We start from the raw sequence: 20,101 nt of genomic DNA, 5'->3' as shown, positions 1-20,101 counted from the left end.
AGGAGGTCTCAACCCTGCAGAGCACTCGTGTCGACCGCGCCGAAGATAGCCGTCACGACGGCATCGTCGAACACGCCGCTATCGGGATCACCGTTACGACTGAACGCGAGAGCGCCGGCATGCGTCGCCGCAAGCGCCTGCGCCATTCGCTTGGCGCGATCGCCGTTCGGCGCTTCCTTGGCCTCGCCCGGAACGAGATCGCCTTCGGGACTTCGATCGAAAGGCACGACGACATGGTAGGTGATCGGGGGCATTTCGTGCTTTCGTTCAATCGGCTCACGAAGCTCTAACCGACCGGAGACACGATGGCGATCAAGTTCGAGGATGACCCTGGCGAAGGCCGCAAGACCAGCAAGGCCGCCAAGCCCGTTCCGGCCGCGCGCGCGGCCGAGCAACCCGACCAGGGCGCCGATGCCGTGACGCAACTCCCATTCGGAAAGGTCGTCAGGCCAGACAAGAAAAAAGGGCGCCGGTAGGCCGATCTCGACCCGCAAGCCGCGCCATCACTGAGCGTGATCGCGCATCGCGTTGAAGGCCGCACGTCGATCGAGGCTCGGAACGGACGAAACCCTTCGGCCATGTCAAAGCTTGGCCCGGCGGGCTCATCCGGCCTATGAGTAGCGCCGACGAAGCCTTTGGCTGAAACAAGCACCCGGCCTCGATCATTGCATTGCTATCGTATGTCGATCTCCTTTGGTCGCCGTGCCCCTGTCAGAGCCGAGATAAATCGTTTGATGTCGTTCGCTGCCGAAAAAGTCGATCCCGTCGTTCACCACTCACAGACTGACCTTGCGGCCCTCGATGCCGCCGTATTGCGGGCCAATGACGCGCTGGTGAGCGAACAACGCCACGATGGTCATTTCGCTTTCGACCTCGAAGCCGACGCCGCGATCCCGTCGGAATATATCCTGGTCAAACATTTTCTCGGTGAACTCGACCCCGAGATGGAGCGGAAGACCGGCAATTATTTGCGCCGCCGACAGGAGCAGCATGGCGGCTGGCCGATGCTGGCTGCGGGCGAGATGAACATTTCGGCCAGCGTGAAGGCTTATCTCGCCCTCAAGGCAGCCGGTGACGCCATCGATGCGCCCCATATGGTCCGGGCCAGGGAGGCGATCCTGAAGGCGGGCGGCGCCGTGAACGTCAATGTGTTCACGAAGACGACGCTCGCTTTGTTCGGCATCGTGCCCTGGCGAGCCGTCCCGGTCATGCCGGTCGAGATCATGCATGCGCCGGGCTGGTTCCCGTTCCACATCTACCGGTTGTCCTATTGGGCGCGTGACACGCTGGTGCCGCTGCTGGTTTTGATGGCCCTGAAGCCACGCGCAAAGAACCCGCGCAATCTGTCGATCGACGAACTCTTCATCGTGCCGCCGCATGACGTGCGCCGCTGGCCCAAGACCGTCAATCAGGTTGGGGTATGGGGCGCGGCTTTCGCGGCTCTCGACAAGGTTCTGCATTGGGTCGAGCCCCTTTTTCCCAAGAAGACCCGGGCGACCGCAATCGAGAAGGCGGTGGCCTTCGTGACGGAACGGCTGAATGGCGAGGACGGCCTGGGCGCCATCTATCCGTCGATCGCCAACACGCTGATGATGTTCAAAGTGTTGGGCATGCCCGATAGCCATCCGGACGTGATCACGGCCCGCTCCGCCCTCGAAAAGCTCGTGGCACATAACGGCGACGAGGCGTTTTGCCAGCCTTGCCTCTCGCCCGTCTGGGATACGGTGCTGTCCGCCCATGCCATGATGGAGGCCGAGCCCGAGACGATGCGGGAGGTGGAGCGCGCATTGGATTGGCTCAAGCCTCTGCAGGTGCTCGACGTCAAGGGTGACTGGGCCTATCAGCGGCCCGATCTGCGCCCGGGCGGCTGGGCCTTTCAATATCGCAACCCTCACTATGTTGACCTGGACGATACCGCGGTCGTGGTGCTGGCGATGGATCGGGTTCGCAGCAAGACCGGCACCCGCCGTTTCGACGAGTCGATCGCCCGGGCGCGCGAATGGGTGCTCGGGATGCAGAGCGCCAATGGGGGGTGGGCGGCCTTCGACGTCGACAACACCTCCTATTATCTCAATCACATCCCCTTTGCGGATCATGGCGCCCTGCTCGATCCGCCGACCGCCGACGTGACGGCCCGCTGCGTGTCGATGTTGGCGCAACTCGGCGAGCGTCCAGCCACCAGCGCCCCCCTGCAACGCGCGATCGCTTATCTTCTCGATGAGCAACATCCCGAGGGCAGTTGGTTTGGACGGTGGGGGCTCAACTACGTCTATGGGACGTGGTCGGTGCTCTGCTGCTTCAACGCCGTCGATCTCTCGCCGGATCACCCGGCGATCCGTCGCGCGGTCGCCTGGCTCGAAACCATCCAGAATCAGGATGGCGGATGGGGCGAGGACGACCGCAGCTACGCGCTCGACTACAAGGGTTTCAGCGCAGCCCCCAGCACCGCATCGCAAACCTCCTGGGCCGTGATGGGCCTGATGGCGGCGGGCGAGATCGACAGCCCGGCCGTGCGCCGCGGCATCGCCTATTTGGCCGCCAATCAAAGCGCGGACGGTTTGTGGGACGAGGAACGCTACACGGCAACGGGGTTTCCTCGTGTTTTCTACCTTCGCTACATGGGCTACGCTAAATTTTTCCCGCTTTGGGCCATGGCCCGCTATCGCAATATGAAGGTTGGCAACACGTCCCACGTGCTGCATGGCATGTAACGCACGCATCGTCCCGCATTCGTTTGGCAGCGACGGCGGTCTTGCTTCGGCCGTAATAAACCGCGACGTCCTGGCGCGAACGCGGCTCGCCCGCATCACGAGTAGCGGCCCTCCAAAAAGGACGATGACTTGAAAGCTGTCCGCTGGGACCCCTCCAGCCATGGGGACACTTACGCCTATTACGCGGATCTGCGACGCAACTCACCTGTGATCAGGGCCAAGATCCCGACGCGTGGAACCGGTTGGGTCGTGACCCGCTACGACGACGTGTTGCAGGTGCTCAAGGATGCGCGCTTCTCCAACGATGCGCGACACTCGTCCAACCCGCCGCTGTTCGGGTTCGGCGGCCGTTACGCTCCGCGGCTGATCAAGCTCGTCGGCAATGCGATGATTTCGGTCGACGACCCTGCCCATGCGCGGTTGCGGCGGCTGGTCTCCAAAGTTTTCACCCCGCGTTCCGTCGCCGATATGGAGCCCTGGATCCACGGCATCGTCGGGCCCATGCTGGATGCGGCCGGGCGGCAGGGCACCGTCGACCTGATGGATGTCTATGCGCTGCCGCTGCCCTTGCAGGTGATTTCGGAAATGCTCGGCATTCCGGAGGCTCAGCGGCTCGCCTTCCACCATCAGGTAGTGCGGCTGATCGAGGTCAACGACCAGCCCATCCGGCGCGCCATTCGCTGGCTTCCGGCGATGCCGAAGCTCCTCAAATTCTTCGAGGATCTCATCGAACTTCGGCGGCGGGAGCCCGACGATAAGCTGATCACGCGGTTGATCGCGGTCGAAGAAGAAGGCGATCACCTCAGCCGCGACGAGCTCATCGGCATGATCTTCCTGCTGCTGTTCGCCGGGCATGAGACGTCGGTCAATCTGATCGGCAATGGCCTCTTGGCCCTGCTCGAACATCCCGACCAGCTCGCGCTCCTCAAAGCAAAGCCCGACCTGATGGACAATGCCGTCGAAGAGCTGCTGCGCTACACCAACCCGGTCGAATATGGCACCATGCGGTTCGCCCTCGAGGAGGTGACGATCGCCGGCGTGACGATCGCCAAAGGCGATATGGTCATGGCGCTGCAGGCCTCAGCCAACCGCGACGAAACGGCTTTCGTGAATGCCGACAAGCTCGACGTGACGCGAAACGATAAGCGGCATCTGGCGCTCGGCTTCGGCTTGCATTATTGCCTCGGCGCTTCGCTGGCTCGGCTCGAGACGAGGATCGCTTTGAACGCTCTGCTCCAACGCTTTCCCGATGTGAGCCTCGCTGCTCCGATCGAGACGCTCCGCTGGCGCCAATCGAGCGGTCTTCGCGGCGTCGTCGCCTTGCCGGTCACGCTCGGTCGGGCCGTCCAGCCATTAAAACACACGATCGCTGTCGCAGGCGCGACTTGTCCGATGGATAAGCCGACCCACATCGGCGATGAGCATGTTCTCGCATCCGAGAGAGGTCACGTATGAACATCCGAAAGTGCCTGGTGGCCCTCGCGGCCGGATACCTGATGACTTTGGCGCCCGCCTATGCGGCACCCAAAAGCGTGATTGGGACATGGCTGACCGAAGACGATGCAGGCCGGATCCGGATCGAACTGTGCAAGCCGGGCAGCGACACGATCTGCGGTTTCGTGGTCTGGATGAAGTCGATTAAAGACGACGACGGTAAGATCAGGCTGGATGAGAAAAATCCGGACACCAAGAAACGGTCCCGCCAATTGCTCGGTCACGAGTTGATCTTGAGCCTCAAGCCGAACGAAGACGACCGCTATGCCGGCAAGATCTACGACGCGGATAACGGTAAGAGCTACGACGTGACGCTTTGGGCTGAGGAGCCGAACGAAGTCCGCGTCAAAGGCTGCTTCCTGCATTATCTCTGCGGTTCACAGACCTGGAAGCGCGTCACCGATCTTGCACCGGGTCAGTTGATCGGGGCCACCGGCCAGCCGAATGGGCCGCGACGCGACACGGAATAGCCGCCGCCCTTCGCACCTGCCCGCGTCAGGGTCCTCGTGACGGTCCCGCCGCCGCGATGATCGGCCGAACGAGCGAAGCCCAGGCGGGGTCGTTCGTCGGCGTCATCGCGACAACCGGGTCTGCGCCGAGTCGGTCATCGATCAACCGGCTCTGCAGGTGGTTGACGCCGCCATCGGCTTTGAGCTCGTCGAGCGTCGAGGCAACCCCCGCCATCGCGGAGCAGCGCCCGACATTATAGGCATCTTTCATCTCGACCTCTTCGCTGAAGCCGAAGGGGCGGAAGGCGATGCCGCGGCTCTTGAGCCCCGTCTCCAGAAGCGGCCAGACCGGATCGCCGATCATGAAACAGATGGTGTGACCCGCAAGGCTCGCGAGATCGAGCGGGTGTGCCGCTTGCGACGCGGTGGTCTGTGGCGCGATGGTCTGCGGAACCATGACGGCGAAGCTATCGCGATAAGCCTCGGCCACGGGCGTCAAAGCGGCCGCAAGGCCATGCTCCGTGACGAGACGCGGCTCGAGAAACACGACGTCGAGATCGCCCCGCCGCACGCGATCGAAATCATCGTCGAGGTCGAGCAACCGGAGGGCGAAGCGTCCGTCGTGGCCCAGGACGGCCTCGGCGACGGCACGGCAGAGGTCGGCGGCGCGGCCTGTCGGCGTCTCGCCTTCGATCGCCGCATAGCCTGGGCGCTCGGTCGCGGCGCAATGCAGGATGCCTTGCTGTTTGACACGATCGAGCACGGCGCCGGCGCGCGCGGGCGATACCACGGCCAGGATGGCAATGGCTGCCGCAACGATCGCGACCCCAGGAAGCTTCATCACGCGACCTCTCTCAATTATAGGCCGGGAAGGTGATCGGCAGGCTGTTGAACCCCGGCGGGATCGCGGTCGAGAGACCTTGCCGCTTGTCCTCGGGCGTGATGCCGATCGCGGAACAGCCTTGGCCGCCAAAATGCGGCAGCGTCTCGACATCCTTCTCCGGGATCATCGCATAAGAGGCCGGCAAGGGCGGCATCTCGCCGGTCAGGCGTTTCGGCTCGAATGCCGACAAGAGATCGTCGGTTTCGGGCGTATTGAGGTCGCGCGGCCCGAGGTGATGCTGCACGAAGCCGTTCGGCCCGTTGAACGTCGCGTCCTCCCCGGCGTAAAGCGCCTGAGCTTCGTCGGGCAACGAGGCGAGCGGCGGGAGATCGAAGATCGCGCTGATGGTCTCGATCACGGCATTGTGGTCACCCTCGGCGCGCGAGACCGCATGGGCCCGCCCATAGGGCGACATGACGATCATCGGGACGCGGATCCCGCGCGCCAGCGGCAACTGATCCGGCCCATACGAGAGGATCCGCGGCGGCACGTGATCGTAGAAACCGTCGGACTCGTCGTAACTGAGGACGATCAAGCTCTCACTCCAGATCTCAGGACGGCTCGCGACCGCATTGACGACCCGCGCCGCCATGGCTTCGCTGAGCTGTCGATCGCTGTAGCCCGGATGGTCGTCGTCGCCGCCCTTGTTGCTGTCGATCGTCGCGATTTCGCTTGGCGTCAGCCCGGCCGGATTGGGATAGGACTTGTTCTGGATCGGCGGATGCTGCCCGCTGACGGCCGCGAAACCGCCTCGGACGTAGATCACGCCACCATCGAGCGGGAGATTGCCCGCTTTCATGTCGCTGAAGAAGTCGCCAAGGCCACGCATATTGCTGTGGTAGGTCGGATTATTGACGAGATAGCCAAAATATTGCGGCGCCGAATGGTGGCTCACGTAGCTCGCATGCGATGCCTCGCCCTCGTGATCGGTCGGCTCATGGTCGTAGCCCTCCTCGTACCAGCGCCACGCCACCGGTTTGCCGCCACGCGAGGTGATGAAGGGAATGTCCTGCTTGATGTCCGGCAGGTCGAAATCCGGGTTGAAATCCTCCTTGGCGATCGTCGAGGCATCGCGACCCGCAAGGGTGAGCGGCACGGTCGCGAAGGTCAGGTTCGAGGCGATGTTGCTGTTTTTATAATTTTCACCACCGCCGCCGGCGGGCTGACGCCCGGATGCGGTCGTATCGAATTGCGACCCGTAAAAGGGCTGCGGATCATTCACGAGCGGGGGGCCTTGCGTCGTGCCGTGGTTCTCGCCGGCCGCATAGCTCTTGCCCTCGGCGCCATGCTTCACCCATTGGGTTTCGCCTGCCTGCCCCGCGATCATGGCGATCGCGTTCGGGGTCGAGGGCGTATCCTCCGTTGCGAAGATGTTGTCGAAAAGGGTGAAGCGACCGGCATAGTTCCAGAGGAACGGAATCGTGTCGCAATCGATGTAGCTCATCACTAGGCGGGCATATTGCGTCGCCAGCGATGCGCTCGACGCGCCGCCGCTCGCGACGAAACGGCCAAACTCGGTCTGGGCAAAACCCGACATCGTCGGCAGCCCGTCCTTCAGGGCCAGTTTCTTGGCGAGGCCCTTGTGGCTGTGGTCGACGCTATCGACAAAAGTCGCATTCTGCTCCGGACCAATGCGAAACGGCTGCAGGGTCTGAGCTGCGCCCGTCTGGTCCGTGTAATGCTGGACGAAGCCGGCCGTATGGGCGGCGTCACGCGGCTTTATCCCGTCTGAAAACAAGCCGTTAGCACCTGGAAACGTCCCGAATTCATTATCGAACGAGTGATTTTCGTTGAAGATCACAAAAACATATTTGATCTTCTTCCGAAGCGCCGCGATCAGGGCATCGCGCGACGGCGTCGGCTCCTGCGCCGGATCGACCATATAGGGCGCGATAGCGGCGCTCGGCTCCGGCTGGAGGTGGACGAGACCAGAAGGCGCGTCCTGCGCCAGCGCGGCGGTGACCCAGGCCATGAGGACAATCGACGCGGCGGTGATCGAACGCTTCATCGCAAGATCCTTTGGTGGCGCGGACGTGGTGCCCAGGCTGGACATGGCTATGGGCCATGATGAACCGATCGGATGGTTCTTGCCTAGCCGTGCCGCATGACGGCCTCATGATATCAAACAATCGCCGCCGGCACGCGACACCCACACCCGGGAGGGAACGCGTCATCGTGTCGGGGAGGCGCCCCTATCGGCTAGGCGACCGAGACGGTAACCTTTGCGGTCCGACGAACGAAACGATCCTCGTGAACCCCGGCCGCAGCCCTTTGCTGCGGGCTCGGCTCGATAAGGAGTTCCTATGTTGAAATCGACGATGCTTCGGGGCACCCGCCCGGTTTTCCTGGCTGTCGGGTTGCTGGCGGCCGGCGGCGTGATCGCACTCGCGCCGCATTCCTTTGCCGAAGATGCGCGAGCCGTGCCGGCGCCGGTGATGGACGAGCCGGCTACGGGATCGAGCGAAACGGCCGTGCTGGCCGGCGGCTGCTTCTGGGGCGTGCAAGGCGTCTTCCAGCATGTGCGCGGCGTCAGCAACGCCGTCTCGGGCTATGCTGGCGGAGCCGCCGGAACCGCTACTTACGACGAGGTGAGCACGGGAACGACGGGCCACGCCGAATCCGTCAAGGTGACGTTCGACCCGCACAAGATCAGCTACGGCAAGATCCTGCAGATCTACTTTTCGGCCATTCACGATCCGACGGAGCTGAATCGACAGGGTCCCGATTCGGGCACGCAATATCGCTCGGCCATCTTCCCGACGAGCGCCGAGCAGGCGCGTGTCGCCAAAGCCTATACGGCGCAGCTCGATTCAGCGCATGTCTATGATGCTGCGGTCGTCACCACGATCGAGCCGGATCGCGCCTTTTATCCGGCCGAGCAGCACCATCAGGACTTCCTGGCCCGGAACCCGCGCTATCCCTATATCGCGATCAACGACATGCCGAAGGTGGAAGCCTTAAAGCGCATGTACCCTGCCCTGTATCGGCCTGAGCCGGTTCTGGTGGCCTCGGCCCCGTCCACCAACTGATCGAATTGGCCGTCTCGTGAGGGCGCGACGGGAGACCGCCGCGCCCTTATGCTTTTGGGCGAGCGTCGCGCCCGATCGCAAGCCCGGAATACGTGTCGACCTGTAACGCTGGGCGGGGCGCCGACGAACACCTGACGTGCCGATCTTTCCCTGGAGCTTTGTCGATGTCGCCCCGCGCCGTTTGGAGCTTGCCTGGCCATGCGCTAGAACCGTCCGGTAAGCCGGAAGGGATCAGGCGCGCGCTCCATGACTGGCGGATCCAATGACAATGCGGCACGCCTCGACGCGGAATGGTCGGCCATGATGGTGGCGGCCCAAGCCGGCGACAGAGCCGCCTACGAGCGTCTGTTGCGGACCTCCATGCCGTTGATCCGGCGGGTGGCGCGGCATCAGGGCGTGCAAGTGGATCGGCTCGATGACGTCATCCAAGACGTGCTCATAACGGTGCATCGCGCCCGGCAGACCTATGATCCAACGCGAAGTTTCTCGGCCTGGCTCGGCGTCATCGCGCGGCGTCGGGCAATCGACTCGCTGCGGCGCAATGGGCGACAGGATCGGCGGGAAATCTTTGCTCCGATCGATTACGAGAACCATGCCGACCCAGCGGCCGACGCGCGCCAGACCCGCGGCGGCGAAGCGCCCGACGATGCCATGATGGCGGCGTTGGATCGACTGCCAACCGGACAGCGCGAAGCGATCGAGGTGCTGGCATTGCGCCAGTTGTCGCTCGACGAAGCCGCAGATTTCACCGGCAAGACCAAGGGCGCCCTAAAGGTCAACATGCATCGCGCCTTGAAGAGCCTACGGGCGCGTTTCGGCGGGGAGGAGTGATGGCGGCGCATCTCGAGACCCTCATCGACGATCTCGGTGCCGATCTCACGCCAGTTCATCGCTTGGCTTCGCCGCTGATCCGCGCCGCCGGATGGGTCGCGGTGGTGGCCGCGATCGGTCTGGCGTTCGCAAGTGTCGCGGATCTTCCAGCCGTCCTGCACCGACTGCGGATGGTGCCGGACATGTGGCTCGCGGTTCTCGGCTCCACCATGACGATGGTGCTGGCCGCCGTCGCGGCGTTCGAAATGAGCATGCCCGATCGAAAGGCGACCTGGGCTTTGCTGCCTCTGCCGGGCGTCGTGCTCTGGGTCGCGGCCACCGGCATGGGTTGCCTCCGGTCCTGGATCATCCCCGATGTGCCGGCGGCCCCGATGGCGGAGGCGCCGCATTGCTTCGCCTTCATCGTCGGCCTCTCGATCCCGCTCTCGATCGTCATGATCGTGATGGTGCGGCGGGCCTGCCCGTTGCGGCCGAACCTGACGGCGGCCATTGGCGGCCTCGCGGTTGCGGCCGGTGCCGCCACCCTGCTCAATTTTTTCCATGATTTCGATGCGGGTGCGACCGATATCGCGGTGCATGTGGTCGCGATCGCGCTCGTGATCGGGCTCAATCGCCTGCTCGGCGGCCGGCTGTTCGCCGGACGAGGGCTCGCGCCCCGGGCGTGACACGGCTCCCGGCGTTCAACCCTGCGAGGGGGTGAATCGCGCCACGAGTTCATGCTCGTTGCCCGGGTAGGTCAGGGTCACGATCGTGATCGGGTTGTCGGCGTTCCAGGTTCGCCGCTCGATCGTCAGGCACGCCGATCCGTCCGCGATCGAGAGCGCGGCCGCCACGTCGTCGTCCGCCGCAGTCGCCCGGATCTTATGCTCGGCGGCAGACCACGGCACGCGCTCGATCAGCCACGCGCCCGGCGGCACGGTCGTGAAACTCTCCTCGGCCGCCTCAGGCACGGCCGCGAGATTGATGAGCCGCCGTTCCAGGCAGAAGGGTCGCGGTCCGGCAAAGTGGCGACAGACGATATGCAGCACCTCGCCGGGCGATGCGAGCCCGAGACGCTCCTGTTCGGCGCGCATGCTCCGCCGCTTGCGGCAGAGCGTGATCTCGTGGCGATACGGCAGGCCGAGCGCCAAGACCTCCGCTTCGAGATCGTGAATATCCAGCACGGCCGATTGCGAATGGGGGCGCTTGACGAAGCTGCCAGCTTTGCGCCGACGCTCGATCAACCCGGCATTGGCCAGCTGCGTCAGCACCTTGCTGACCGTCATGCGCGAACACTGATACTGCGCCGTGAGCTCGTGCTCGAACGGGATCCTGGTCCCCGGCGGCCATTCCCCCGAAAGAATGCGCTCCTCGATCTCGGTCAGGATCCGCGCATGCAACGACATCGGCGGCGCGGCCTCGTGCCTGGTTGGCCCAGTCCCGGTCACGCCGCCCGCAAGCCGGCCACGACGGCGCGGAAGTCGCGTGCGATGGCGTCGCGGCCATGATGGCGGCCGGCCTCGACCAGCTTACGGCCGGCGACCCAGACGCAATCGACCAGGGTGTCGCGTCCGGCGAAGACCCATGCATCGAGGATCGCGTCGCCAGTGCATCCCGCCAGCGTGACATGCGCGGCGTCGAGCGAGACCAGATCGGCCCGCGCCCCCACTACCAGCCCCCCGCCCGCAACACCCAGCGCTGCGCGTCCGCCGCGCAAGGCGCCCTCAAACAGCGCCCGCCCGGTGGAGCCGCCCGCGACCGCCATGACGTTGCGGGCGCGATGCGCGAGCCGTTGGGAATATTCGAGCTGACGCAATTCGTCGGAGAGGCCGATCAAGACGTTCGAGTCCGACCCGACGCCGAAGCGGCCGCCAGCTTCCGTGAAGGTCGGGGCCTTGAAGGTGCCGTCGCCGAGATTGGCCTCGGTGATGGGGCAGAGGCCAGCGACGGCGCCAGTCGCCGCCATGCGGAGCGTCTCGGCCTCGGTCATGTGGGTCGCGTGGATGAGGCACCAGCGATCGTCGACCGGCGCGTGATCAAGCAACCACTCGACGGGGCGCTGCCCGGACCAGGCGAGGCAATCCTCGACCTCCTTCATCTGTTCGGCGATATGGATGTGAACGGGCCCGCCCTCGGCGAGCGTCAGAATGGCGGCGAGGTCCTCCGGAGTCGCGGCCCGGAGGCTATGCGGCGCAAGACCCACGATGGCGCCATCCAGGCCGGCAACCGAAACGCGGCACCGGTCCAGCAGCCGCGCATATCCATCGAGGCCGTTGGTGAAGCGACGCTGGCCATCGCCGGGCGCGCCGCCGCCAAAGCCCGAACGGGCGTAGAAGACCGGCAGGAGCGTCAGACCGATGCCGGTCGTGACACAGGCCGCCGCGATGCGGCCCGCCATCTCGGCGATGTCGGCATAAGGCGTGCCGTCGCGATCATGGTGGAGGTAGTGGAACTCGCCGACCCGGGTGAAGCCGGCTTCCAGCATCTCGACATAAAGCTGCGCCGCGACGGCCTCGACCTCCTCGGGCGTCATCGTCAGGGCAAAGCGGTACATCGTCTCGCGCCAGCTCCAAAAGCTGTCGGCGGCGGGTCCGCGTGTTTCGGCGAGCCCCGCCATGCCGCGTTGAAACGCGTGGCTGTGAAGGTTGGGCATGCCCGATAGCAGGATGGCGTGACGTTCATCACCCGGCTGCGGGGTAGCATCCGGCTCAATCGCCGCGATGACACCCGCCTCGATCGTGAAACGGACATCGTTGCGCCAGCCGTCGGCCAGGAGAGCTTGCGCCGCAAAGAAGACACCCATGTCGATCCCCTACCCTAACGGCTCCGGCCACACAGCTTGCATCGCTTTTATTATGTCTATACATTTGACGCTAGCCGAAAAGCACCGAAGGACGACGAGACGATGCCGGACAGCGACACCGAGACACGATGTGACCGGCTCTGGCGCAACGCCCGGCTGGCCACGATGGCACCCGGCCTGCCCGGTCTGGGCATCGTCGAGGCCGGAGCCATCGCGGTCAAGGATGGGCGCATCGCTTATGCCGGCCCCGAACCTGATCTGCCCGCAGTCTTGCGACAGGCGCCCGATGTCATCGATTGCGAAGGTCGCTGGATCACGCCCGGCCTCATCGATTGCCACACGCACCTCATCCATGCCGGCAATCGGGCGCATGAGTTCGAATTGCGGCTCAATGGCGCCACATACGAAGACGTGGCCCGCGCGGGCGGCGGCATCGTCTCATCCGTGAGAGGCTTGCGGGCCGCCAGCGAGGACGATCTCGTCCGCGAGGCCCTGCCCCGGCTTGACGCCCTGATGGCCGAAGGCGTCACCACGATCGAGATCAAATCCGGCTACGGGCTCGACCTCGCCAGCGAACGCAAATCGCTGCTGGCGGCGCGCCGTCTCGCCGACGAGCGCGATGTCGCGGTCCGCGCGACATTCCTGGGCGCCCACGCGCTGCCGCCCGAGGCCGAGGGCGACAAGACCCGGTATCTTGACACGCTGATCGGCGAGATGCTTCCGGCTCTCGCGGCCGAGGGGCTGATCGACGCGGTCGATGGATTTTGCGAGGGCATCGCCTTCTCGCCCGACGAGATCGCCCGCGTGTTCAAAGCGGCGAAAGCCCTCGGGCTTCCGGTCAAGCTCCATGCCGATCAATTGTCCAACCTCGGCGGCGCGGCTCTGGCGGCGCGGTTCGGCGCCTTGTCGGCCGACCACCTCGAACATACCGACGAGGCCGGAGCCATGGCGATGGCGAAAGCCGGCACCGTCGCGGTCATCCTGCCGGGTGCCTTCTACTTCATCCGCGAAACCCAACGACCGCCGATCGACCTCTTTCGTCGTCACGGTGTGCCCATGGCGCTCGCGACCGACAACAACCCCGGCACATCGCCGCTCACGTCCTTGCTGCTGACCATGAACATGGGCGCGACACTGTTCCGCATGACCGTGGACGAATGTATCGCCGGCGTCACGCGCGAGGCGGCTCGCGCCCTCGGCCTGCTTGGTGAGACGGGAACACTCGAGGTGGACCGCTGGGCCGATCTCGCGATCTGGAACATCGAGCGCCCGGCCGAGCTCGTCTACCGCATGGGTCTCAACCCACTACACGCCCGCATCCGGAGTGGCCAATGACCAGCATCATGCTCAAGCCAGGCGCCGCGAGCCTTGCGGATTGGCGCGCCATCTATCGGGGCGCGGTGCCGACGCTCGATCCGGCTTGCCGGCCTGCCGTCGAGGCCAGCGCCGCATCGGTGGCTCGGATCGTCGCCAAGGGCGAGCCGGTCTATGGCATCAACACGGGTTTCGGAAAGCTCGCCAGCGTCCGCATCGACGCGGCCGATCTCGCGACGCTCCAGCGCAACATCGTGCTGTCGCATGCGGCGGGCGTCGGCGAGCCGATGCCGGTGTCGATCGCGCGTTTGATGATGGCCCTCAAGGTCGCGAGCTTGGCGCAGGGCGCATCGGGCGTCCAGCCCGCGACGCTCGATCTTCTCGCGGCCATGCTGGCGCGCGACGTCATTCCGGTGGTTCCAGCCCAAGGCTCGGTCGGTGCGTCGGGCGATCTCGCGCCTCTGGCCCATTTGACGGCCGTCATGATCGGGGTCGGCGAGGCTTTCACCCCGAAAGGCCGCTTGCCCGCGACCGAAGCGCTGGACCAAGCTGGGCTTCGGCCGGTGACGCTCGGCGCCAAGGAGGGGCTCGCGCTTCTCAACGGCACCCAGTTTTCGACCGCCAACGCGCTTGCGGCCTTGTTCGAGGCCGAAATCCTGTTTCGCTCCGCTCTGGTGACGGGCGCCTTGTCGACCGACGCCGCCAAGGGGTCGGATGCGCCGTTCGATCCGCGTATCCACGCTTTGCGAAAACATCGCGGACAGATCGAAACCGCCGACGCGCTCCGCGCCCTGATGGCCGGCAGCGCCATTCGCCAGTCGCATCTCGTCGGCGACGAGCGCGTGCAGGACCCGTATTGCCTGCGCTGCCAGCCCCAGGTGATGGGCGCGTGCCTCGACGTGTTGCGTCAGGCCACAGCCCTGCTGCTGACCGAGGCCAATGGCGTATCCGACAATCCGCTGATCTTCCCCGACACCGACGAGGCCCTGTCGGGAGGCAATTTCCACGCGGAGCCGGTGGCTTTCGCGGCCGACATGATCGCGCTCGCGGTCTGCGAGATCGGCTCGCTCGCCGAGCGCCGGATCGCCATGCTGGTGGACCCCGCGCTGTCGGGGCTCCCGGCCTTCCTGACCCCGAAACCAGGCCTCAATTCGGGGTTCATGATCCCACAGGTCACGGCCGCCGCGCTGGTGTCGGAGAACAAGCAACGCGCCTATCCGGCCAGCGTCGACAGCATCCCGACCTCGGCCAATCAGGAGGATCACGTTTCAATGGCGGCGCATGGCGCACGACGGCTGATCCCGATGGTCGAGAATGCCACCGCTGTGATCGGCATCGAACTTCTGGCTGCCGCGCAAGGCTGCGACTTCCACGCGCCGCTCGCCTCGAGCGCCGGGCTGGACGCGGTGCGGGCGCTGCTGCGGGCCGAGGTGCCTCGGCTTGACGACGACCGGCATATCCATCCGGACATGGAAAAAGCGATCGCGCTGGTGCGCAGCGGTGCGGTCGCGACAGCCGCCTCGATCGCGCTGCCCGATCTCGCCGACTGAACCGAACTCGCCTAGACTGAGAGACGCCCCTCCCGTCGCCATCAAAGGTCCACCATGACCCGCATCGACAATGCCCGCACGATCCGCTCGCCCCACGGTACGACCCTGACGGCGAAGAGTTGGCTGACCGAAGCGCCGCTGCGGATGCTGATGAACAACCTCGATCCGGATGTCGCGGAGCGGCCCGGCGAGCTTGTGGTCTATGGCGGCATCGGCCGAGCGGCGCGCGACTGGGAGAGTTTCGACGGGATCGTGGCGGCCCTGACCACGTTGGAGGCCGACCAGACGCTACTGGTCCAATCCGGCAAACCGGTGGGCGTGTTTCGCACCCATGCGGATGCGCCGCGCGTGCTGATCGCCAATTCGAACTTGGTGCCGCATTGGGCCACGTGGGACCATTTCAACGCCCTCGATCGCAAGGGCCTCATGATGTACGGCCAGATGACGGCTGGCTCGTGGATCTACATCGGCACGCAGGGCATCGTTCAAGGCACCTACGAGACCTTCGTCGAGATGGGCCGTCAGCATTACGGCGGCGATCTCGCGGGACGCTGGATCCTGACCGCCGGCCTTGGCGGCATGGGCGGCGCACAGCCGCTCGCCGCGACCATGGCGGGCGCCTCCTGCCTCGCGGTGGAATGCCGCCAGAGCAGCATCGAGTTTCGGCTTCGCACCGGGTATGTCGACGTCCAGGCGAAAGATCTCGACGACGCGCTCGCGATCATCGACAAAGCAAAAGCCGACAAGACGGCGATCTCGGTCGCGCTACTCGGCAATGCAGCCGATGTTTTCCCCGAACTCGTCCGGCGCGGCGTGCGCCCGGATTGCGTGACGGACCAGACCTCCGCCCACGACCCCGTCAACGGCTATCTGCCGAAAGGGTGGACGCTCGATCAGTGGGAAAGCACGCGTGAGCGCAATCCCACCGAGGTCACCAAAGCGGCGAAACACTCGATGGCGACCCACGTCCGGGCCATGCTGGACTTTCATAAGGCGGGCGTGCCGACCGTCGACTACGGCAACAACATTCGGCAGATGGCGCTGGAGGATGGCGTCGCCGACGCGTTCGATTTTCCGGGCTTCGTTCCGGCTTATATCCGGCCGCTGTTCTGTCGCGGCATCGGTCCGTTCCGCTGGTGCGCCCTGTCGGGCGACCCCGAGGACATCTATAAGACCGACGCCAAGGTGAAGGAGATCCTCCCCGACAACATCCATCTGCACAATTGGCTCGACATGGCACGGGCCAGGATCAAGTTTCAGGGCTTGCCGGCGCGCATCTGCTGGGTCGGTCTCGGCGATCGCCACAAGCTCGGCCTCGCGTTCAACGAGATGGTGGCGTCCGGCGAACTCAAAGCCCCGATCGTGATCGGCCGCGATCACCTCGATTCCGGCTCGGTCGCCTCCCCCAACCGCGAAACCGAAGCCATGCGCGACGGGTCGGATGCGGTGTCGGATTGGCCGCTGCTGAATGCCCTGCTGAACTGCGCCTCCGGCGCGACCTGGGTGTCGCTGCATCATGGCGGCGGCGTCGGTATGGGCTTTTCGCAACATGCCGGCATGGTAATCGTGGCGGACGGGACCGCCGAAGCCGCCAAGCGGATCGAGCGCGTGTTGTGGAACGACCCGGCGACCGGCGTCATGCGTCACGCCGATGCGGGCTATGAGAGCGCCATCGACTGCGCCCGTGAGAAGGGCCTCGATCTCCCCGGCATCCTCGGCTGACAAGTAGCGGCTGAGCCAAAGTCTGACCGGGCGACCGTTCGATCGTGCCTCTTGCGCGAAACGACCGGGCTTCTATCCTGGCCGACGACCAGAAAGCCACGTCCGACCGCATGACCCTGCGGAAGGACCGCGTCGTCTCGACACCGGCTTGATCGAACGAGGCCACTCTTGCCGGATGAACGAGAGTACGAACTGAAGTTTTCGATCGCACCCGACGCCGTGCCGGCGTTGACGTCCCATCCGACCTTTGCGCTGGGTCGATCGGCCCCGACATCGGCGACACTGGTCTCGACCTATTTCGATACGCCCGATCAGACGCTCCGCCGTCATGGCCTGACGCTTCGGATCCGGGATAAGAACGGCGCCAAGGTCGAGACCGTCAAGCAGACCAGCGCATCGACGCTCGATCGTGGCGAGTGGGAGTTCGAGACCAATGATGTCGTCCCGAGTCTCGAACGGCTGCAGGAGACGCCGCTCGGCGCTTTGATGGACGAGGTGGATCTGAAGGACAGGATCGCACCGGTCTTCACCGTGACGGTCGAGCGGACCACCAAAATACTGCGCTGGGGCGACTCTGATATCGAAGTCGCGATCGATCGCGGCGAGGTCGAGGCCGACGGGCGACATATTCCGATCAGCGAAATCGAACTCGAGCTCAAACATGGCCGCCCCACCGACCTTTTCGATCTTGCGTCGCATCTCGTGCACGACGTCGCGTTGACGCTCAGCCTCATGAGCAAGTCGGAACGGGGGTTCCGTTTGCTCGACAGGACCTGGGGGCATCCCGTCAAGGCGGCGCATCCCGTGCTCGACGCCGACATGACGCAAATCGCGGCCGTCCAGACCTTGCTCGAGGCGTGCCTGCATGACCTGCTGCTCAATCTCGCGGCTTTCACGCCCGGCGGCGATATCGAGGCGGTGCATCGGGGCCGCGTCGCGCTGCGGCGGCTTCGTGCCGCCATGACGCTCTTTGAAAGCCGGACCGAGGATGCCAAACGAGAGCCTTTGCGCCTCGAACTGAAGTGGCTGTCCGATCTGCTCGGCGTCGCGCGCGACTGCGATGTCTTCCAGAGCGAAATCTTCGATCCGGCTGCAGAAGATCCCGCGATCCTCGGGGCCCGCGATCTCGCCGATCACATGCGGCAGAAGCAGCGGAACGCGCATGCGGTGCTTGCCGAGGGTCTTCGTTCCCCGCGCTGGCGGCGCTTGCTGTCCGATCTGATCGCCTGGATCGCCGACGGCGCTTGGATCACGCACCATGCCGCAGCCGATCCCTCCGCGCCGGAGGAGACGCTGGCGGACTTCGCCCGGCAGCGTCTGCGGTCGCGCTGGAGGTCGCTGGTCCGCAAGGGGCGCGGCCTCGGTGAGCTTCCGCCGCATGAGCGTCATCTCATCCGCATCCGCGCCAAGAAACTGCGGTATGCGCTGGAGTTCTTCGAGGAGGTCGCCGGCGTCGGCAAGGGATCGAAATCTTACAAGGGCCTGCAACGTGGGTTGGAGGAGTTGCAGGCCAGCCTTGGTCTCCTGCACGACCACGACGCCAAACACGATCTGCTCCATGCTGAATGTCTTGGATGGGACCCAGCCAATGCGGCCGGTCCGCGGATCATGTTCGCGGCGGGCGTCTTATCCGGCGCGGCGCCCGATACCGATATGGTCCTCAAAAAAGCGACCGCAGCGTTCAAGATCATCCGAGACAGCGACCCGTTTCGATCCGACTTAACACCGCGTTAATCCGGCTTTAAACAAGCGAGGCGATCATAGCCGCCTCGATTCGACAGGTTCTCGTTCGATCCAAATCTGATCGTCGGTGTCACAGATGGTGGATTCTGATGGAGGCTGACGACACGACGCGACATCTCTACGCCCGGAGCGCCTCCGCGCGGAGCGAGATCTCGAGCGCTCGATCCTTCCTCAGTTTACCACGACGATCGCAAACCGCTTTCGGAGTGGTCGTTTCGGTGGGCTTGGTTGTTGCAAGCGCGGTGGCGACGCCCTTCGCCAACATGCCGCTTCAACCCATCCCCGGCTATATGACGGCTTTTGGCACCGCCATGGTGGTGGTGAATTTTCTCCTCGCGACCCTGCTGTATAATCGAGGCGTAGCCGAGCGGAACGGCGACCTGATCCGGCTTGCGACCGCTTATCTATTCGTCGCCGTCATCTTCGTGCCGCTGCTGCTCAGTTTTCGTGACGGCTTCGTCTCGGGCTCGATCATCGGATCGAGCGGCAGTTCCGTGTGGCTGTGGTGCTTCTGGCACCTTGGCTTTGTGGTGTCGATCGGCTGGTACGCGTTACGGGCGAAGCGGAACCGGCCAGCTTGGCCGATCTCGGCCTATGTTGCGGTGGTCGGCGCCGTCGTGGCCGCAATGACGCTTCTGGCCTGCAATGGTCTGTCGCTTCTGCCGCCGGTCGTTCCGAACGGCCGGACCTTTTTTGCAGCGCCCTATACCCTGCTGCCCTATTCGATCGTGCTGATCAATATCGGATCCTTGGGGCTTTGCCTCCGCCACGCGCGAGCCTCGACCACCGACCTGTGGCTCTCGGTCGGCATGGTGGCGGCCTGTTTCGACTTGTGGCTGACGCTGCAGGGGACCGACCGTTTCGCTCTCGGCTGGTATGTCGCCAAATGCGGCAGCCTCTTCACGTCGCTGACTGTGCTGAGCTCGCAACTTTACGATATCACCCGGTTGTTCCAGGTCCTGGCGCGGGCCAACGATGGGCTTCAGCTTCAGGCGACGCGCGACGGGCTGACCGGCTTGTACAACCGTCGCTACTTCGACGAAGTCATCGCGTTTGAATGGGCCAAGGCAAACCGTGAGGGCACAAGCCTCTCGTTGCTGCTGGTAGACGTCGATTTTTTCAAGCAATTCAACGATCGCTATGGACATCCTGCGGGCGACGAATGCCTCCGGGCCGTCGGGCTTGCGTTTCGCCATCTCGTCCGACGTCCCGCCGATATCGTGGCGCGATACGGCGGTGAAGAATTCGTGGTCGTGCTGCCGGAGACCGACAGTGTCGGCGCGCGGCACCTCGCCGAGCGGATGCGGCGGTCGATCGTCGCACTCGATATTCCGCATGCGCCGTCCGACACCGGCGTGCTGACGATCAGCATCGGTTGTGCCACGACGCACCACCCCGGGGTCACGAGCCTGAAATCGCTTGTCGAGGAAGCGGACCGCGCCCTCTACGTCGCGAAGGAAAGGGGCCGCAATCGCGTCTGCACAGTCGATGAAATCGTCGCCGACGAGCTGCCCGATCTCGGACCTCGGACCCGTCAAACATCCGGGTTGCACCCCGCCGCTTGACGGTTGCGCCTTCTTCACACACAACGGG

The 20,101-nt window shown here is 64.6% G+C and carries 17 protein-coding genes; 12 read left to right on the top strand and 5 right to left on the bottom strand.

The window, feature by feature from the left end; genetic code table 11:
* Positions 1 to 8: 8 nt before the first annotated feature.
* The gene (locus LGH83_RS16600) at positions 9 to 254 is read right to left on the bottom strand and encodes a hypothetical protein (RefSeq protein WP_165491081.1); all 246 of its coding nucleotides are present in this window, start codon (positions 252 to 254) and stop codon (positions 9 to 11) included.
* A gap of 51 nt (positions 255 to 305) precedes the next feature.
* Between LGH83_RS16600 and LGH83_RS16595 the strand changes: the two genes are divergently transcribed.
* The 4 genes from LGH83_RS16595 (at position 306) to LGH83_RS16580 (ending at position 4,675) form a co-directional block, all read left to right on the top strand.
* Positions 306 to 476, top strand: a complete 171-nt coding sequence (locus LGH83_RS16595) for a hypothetical protein (protein ID WP_165491080.1) — start codon at positions 306 to 308, stop codon at positions 474 to 476.
* Between the two features lie 258 nt (positions 477 to 734).
* Positions 735 to 2,711 (top strand): squalene--hopene cyclase, encoded by a 1,977-nt coding sequence (gene shc / locus LGH83_RS16590; RefSeq protein WP_227399596.1) that lies wholly within the window; start codon positions 735 to 737, stop codon positions 2,709 to 2,711.
* A 129-nt stretch (positions 2,712 to 2,840) separates the two neighbouring features.
* Positions 2,841 to 4,166 carry a cytochrome P450 family protein gene (locus LGH83_RS16585; protein WP_227399595.1) on the top strand — a complete coding sequence of 442 codons (1,326 nt, stop codon included), beginning with the start codon at positions 2,841 to 2,843 and terminating at the stop codon, positions 4,164 to 4,166.
* The gene (locus LGH83_RS16580) at positions 4,163 to 4,675 is read left to right on the top strand and encodes a DUF2147 domain-containing protein (protein ID WP_227399594.1); all 513 of its coding nucleotides are present in this window, start codon (positions 4,163 to 4,165) and stop codon (positions 4,673 to 4,675) included. The genes LGH83_RS16585 and LGH83_RS16580 overlap by 4 nt, the downstream gene beginning before the upstream one ends.
* Positions 4,676 to 4,700: 25 nt before the next feature.
* Here LGH83_RS16580 and LGH83_RS16575 read toward each other — a convergent pair whose 3' ends face one another.
* Positions 4,701 to 5,495 (bottom strand): hypothetical protein, encoded by a 795-nt coding sequence (locus tag LGH83_RS16575; RefSeq protein WP_227399593.1) that lies wholly within the window; start codon positions 5,493 to 5,495, stop codon positions 4,701 to 4,703.
* 13 nt (positions 5,496 to 5,508) lie between these two features.
* Entirely contained in the window at positions 5,509 to 7,545 is a 2,037-nt protein-coding gene (locus tag LGH83_RS16570) for an alkaline phosphatase family protein (protein WP_227399592.1), read from the bottom strand.
* A 295-nt stretch (positions 7,546 to 7,840) separates the two neighbouring features.
* Here LGH83_RS16570 and msrA point away from each other — a divergent pair, with 295 nt between their 5' ends.
* From msrA to LGH83_RS16555, 3 genes are all read left to right on the top strand, one after another.
* Positions 7,841 to 8,566 carry a peptide-methionine (S)-S-oxide reductase MsrA gene (gene msrA, locus LGH83_RS16565; protein WP_131114499.1) on the top strand — a complete coding sequence of 242 codons (726 nt, stop codon included), beginning with the start codon at positions 7,841 to 7,843 and terminating at the stop codon, positions 8,564 to 8,566.
* A 246-nt stretch (positions 8,567 to 8,812) separates the two neighbouring features.
* Positions 8,813 to 9,397: a sigma-70 family RNA polymerase sigma factor gene (locus tag LGH83_RS16560; RefSeq protein WP_227399591.1), complete on the top strand. Its 585-nt coding sequence runs from the start codon at positions 8,813 to 8,815 to the stop codon at positions 9,395 to 9,397.
* Positions 9,397 to 10,062 carry an NrsF family protein gene (locus LGH83_RS16555; RefSeq protein WP_227399590.1) on the top strand — a complete coding sequence of 222 codons (666 nt, stop codon included), beginning with the start codon at positions 9,397 to 9,399 and terminating at the stop codon, positions 10,060 to 10,062. Before LGH83_RS16560 ends, LGH83_RS16555 begins: the two co-directional genes overlap by 1 nt.
* A 15-nt stretch (positions 10,063 to 10,077) precedes the next feature.
* Here the strand turns inward: LGH83_RS16555 and hutC are convergent, their stop codons facing one another.
* Together hutC and LGH83_RS16545 are read right to left on the bottom strand one after the other, a co-directional pair.
* On the bottom strand, positions 10,078 to 10,782 hold the full coding sequence (gene hutC, locus LGH83_RS16550; RefSeq protein WP_227399589.1) for a histidine utilization repressor: 705 nt from the start codon (positions 10,780 to 10,782) through the stop codon (positions 10,078 to 10,080).
* A gap of 38 nt (positions 10,783 to 10,820) precedes the next feature.
* Positions 10,821 to 12,179 carry a formimidoylglutamate deiminase gene (locus LGH83_RS16545; RefSeq protein ID WP_227399588.1) on the bottom strand — a complete coding sequence of 453 codons (1,359 nt, stop codon included), beginning with the start codon at positions 12,177 to 12,179 and terminating at the stop codon, positions 10,821 to 10,823.
* A 102-nt stretch (positions 12,180 to 12,281) separates the two neighbouring features.
* Between LGH83_RS16545 and hutI the strand changes: the two genes are divergently transcribed.
* The 5 genes from hutI to LGH83_RS16520 all read left to right on the top strand — a co-directional run bounded on the left by hutI (position 12,282) and on the right by LGH83_RS16520 (position 20,073).
* Complete coding sequence (hutI, locus tag LGH83_RS16540; protein WP_227399587.1) at positions 12,282 to 13,514, top strand: imidazolonepropionase; 1,233 nt, start codon at positions 12,282 to 12,284, stop codon at positions 13,512 to 13,514.
* Positions 13,511 to 15,043, top strand: a complete 1,533-nt coding sequence (hutH, locus tag LGH83_RS16535) for a histidine ammonia-lyase (protein ID WP_227399586.1) — start codon at positions 13,511 to 13,513, stop codon at positions 15,041 to 15,043. Before hutI ends, hutH begins: the two co-directional genes overlap by 4 nt.
* Before the next feature lie 54 nt (positions 15,044 to 15,097).
* Positions 15,098 to 16,765, top strand: a complete 1,668-nt coding sequence (gene hutU / locus LGH83_RS16530; protein WP_227399585.1) for a urocanate hydratase — start codon at positions 15,098 to 15,100, stop codon at positions 16,763 to 16,765.
* A gap of 168 nt (positions 16,766 to 16,933) precedes the next feature.
* Positions 16,934 to 18,499, top strand: coding sequence for a CYTH and CHAD domain-containing protein (locus tag LGH83_RS16525; protein ID WP_227399584.1), 1,566 nt, complete (start codon positions 16,934 to 16,936; stop codon positions 18,497 to 18,499).
* Positions 18,500 to 18,771: 272 nt separating this feature from the next.
* Positions 18,772 to 20,073 (top strand): diguanylate cyclase, encoded by a 1,302-nt coding sequence (locus LGH83_RS16520; protein ID WP_227399583.1) that lies wholly within the window; start codon positions 18,772 to 18,774, stop codon positions 20,071 to 20,073.
* Positions 20,074 to 20,101 lie beyond the last annotated feature (28 nt).

This window comes from Lichenihabitans sp. PAMC28606 (assembly GCF_020616535.1).
Lineage (GTDB): Bacteria > Pseudomonadota > Alphaproteobacteria > Rhizobiales > Beijerinckiaceae > Lichenihabitans > Lichenihabitans psoromatis.
Note: the sequence above shows the minus strand (reverse complement) of the source record. Positions and strands in the feature narration are given on the sequence as shown.